The 1,968-nt window shown below is 73.7% G+C and carries 1 protein-coding gene; it reads right to left on the minus strand.

Annotation, left to right across the window (positions count from 1 at the left end):
• A partial coding sequence (locus B9S61_RS23090) for a proton-conducting transporter membrane subunit (protein WP_308457786.1) occupies window positions 1-1,843 on the minus strand: 1,843 nt, incomplete at its 3' end.
• Window positions 1,844-1,968 lie beyond the last annotated feature (125 nt).

Below are 1,968 nucleotides of genomic sequence, written 5' to 3' on the forward strand. Positions count from 1 at the left end.
GCAGGACGCCGGTCAGCCTGTGCCGGGTGGCGACCACGGCCGCGGCCGCCGCCAGCACCACCACCGCGAGCAGCGGCTCGACCGGGGACCACCACACCTGCGGGGAGCCCAGCGAGGGCGCCGCGGCCGCCAGCGCGGCACCGGGCACCGCCACCAGGGTCGTCAGCAGCACCGTCAGGTAGACCGGCAGTGACCCGACCTGTGTGTGGCCGGTGACGACCGTGGCGAGCCGGTCCAGGGCCGCGGTCGCACGGTCGTACGCACGCTGCACGTCCGGCAGCCGTGGCACCGGCCACGCGCCACGTCCCGCCGCGTGCAGGAGGCCGCCGAGGAGCAGGGTGAGCGCCGACAGGCCCAGGACGGGCGTGAATCCGTGCCACAGGGAGAGCGTGTACGGGCCGTGCGGGCCCGGCGGATACACGTCGGCGTAGGCGGTCGCGACGGCCGCGGTGGCCGCGTAGCCCAGACCGAGCACCAGGCCCGCGGCCGACAGGACGGCCACCGGCGCGACGAACCCGGTCGCGGGACGCTCCGCCGTGTCCACCGCCTCGTTCGGGCGTCCGCGGAACGCGCCCGAGACGAAGCGCGCGGCGTAGGCCACGGTCAGGGCGGACCCGATGACGAGCACCACGCTCAGCAGTTTGTGTCCGGCGATGCCGGTACCGCCCCAGAACGCCTCCAGGGCGGCCTCCTTTCCGACGAATCCCACGAGCGGCGGGAGACCGGCCATCGAGGCGGCAGCGAGCACGGCGACCGCGCACAGCACGGGCATGCGGCGGCCCACGCCCGAGAGGTCCCGTATGTCCCGCGTACCGGTCTGGTGGTCCAGGATGCCGACCGACAGGAACAGCGCGGCCTTGAACGCCGCGTGGGCGAGCAGCATCACCGTGCCGGCGAGGGCGGCGGTCCGGGTTCCGGCCCCCATCAGGGCGGTCAGCAGGCCCAGTTCGCTGATCGTGCCGTAGGCGAGCAGCAGCTTCAGGTCGGTCGCGCGCAGCGCACGCCACGCGGCCAGCACCATCGTCGTCAGGCCGACCGCGAGCACCATCGGCCGCCACGGGGCCACTTCCGCAAGGGCGGGTGCCAGCCGGGCCACCAGGTAGACGCCTGCCTTGACCATCGCGGCCGCGTGCAGGTAGGCGCTGATCGGGGTGGGGGCCACCATCGCCGCCGGCAGCCAGCCGTGCAGCGGCATCTGCGCGGACTTGGCGAACGCTCCGACGAGGACGAGCACCACCGCCGCGGACACCGTCCCGCCCCGGGGCGGGTCGTCGAGGATCGCCGAGACGCGGTAGGTGCCCGCCGCCTGTCCGAGCATGACGAAACCGAGCAGCATGACCAGGCCGCCGGCGGCGGTGACCAGCAGCGCCTGCCGGGCGGCACGGCGCTCCTCCTCCTGCTCGCCGCGTCCCTCGATGAGCAGGAAGGACGCGATGGTGGTCAGTTCCCAGAAGACGTACAGGACGAAGAGGTTGTCGGCCAGTACGAGTCCCGCCATCGCCCCGGCGAAGGCCAGCAGCAGGGAGGCCTGGCGGCCCGCGTCGCGCTCGATGTAGTACCGGCAGTACAGCAGCACCAGGGCTCCGACACCGGCGACGATCCACAGCATCAGCAAGGACAGGGCGTCCAGGCGCAGGTCGATCGTCAGTCCGAGTGACGGGGCCCAGGACAGGGACTCCCGGTAGTCGCCGCCCTCCAGAACCCCGGCCGCCCGCGTACCCGCCCAGGCCACGGCCGCCAGCGGCACCAGGGCCGCCACGATCCACACGGCACGGCCCAGCCGCCGCTGCCACCAGGGGATCGCCGCCGCGACCCCCGCATGGGCGGCAAGCAGAAACAGCACCGCACCAACTCCTCTGCGCATCCCGGCCGTCGGCAGCGTTCGGCACGCCGCCCGGCCGTGGAGGTCTACCCCGGTCGCCGGCAAGCTGGCGAGGAAGGCCGGATGAAACCAGTGATACGGCAACG

Source organism: Streptomyces sp. SM1, assembly GCF_002910825.1.
Classification (GTDB): Bacteria; Actinomycetota; Actinomycetes; order Streptomycetales; family Streptomycetaceae; genus Streptomyces; species Streptomyces okerensis.